General features: G+C 43.4%; 1 protein-coding gene. It reads left to right on the top strand.

What is annotated here, in order from left to right; genetic code table 11:
- Nucleotides 1-304, top strand: a 304-nt coding sequence (locus tag D0T87_RS24835) for a type IV toxin-antitoxin system AbiEi family antitoxin domain-containing protein (protein WP_163178718.1), incomplete at both ends; no start/stop codon positions are given.

Raw genomic sequence — 304 nt, 5'->3', positions numbered from 1 at the left:
TTGGGTAGCTGGTAGTTGGCGTTTGCCTACCTATGCCGAGCAAAAGACATTCCTCGAGGCAGCTGGTCAAAGTCCTGTAAGCAAAATGCTTCAAAGTGAAAAGGATAAGCTGTTGCATCTGGAAGACGAATTGCACAAACGGGTGATCGGGCAAGATGAAGCCATCGAACAAGAATACCCCGACGCCTATATCACCAAAGCCAACCTATACTATACCGGCAATCTAAAAGTAAAGAGAATGTTTCTGTATATGGCAGAGAAAGCTGGGCATTACTGGTTTGATTCACTTGATATAGAAAAAATA

The sequence above is a fragment of the Bacteroides sp. 51 genome (genome assembly GCF_010500965.1).
GTDB lineage: Bacteria > Bacteroidota > Bacteroidia > Bacteroidales > Bacteroidaceae > Bacteroides.
This window is presented reverse-complemented; position numbering and strand designations above follow the sequence as displayed.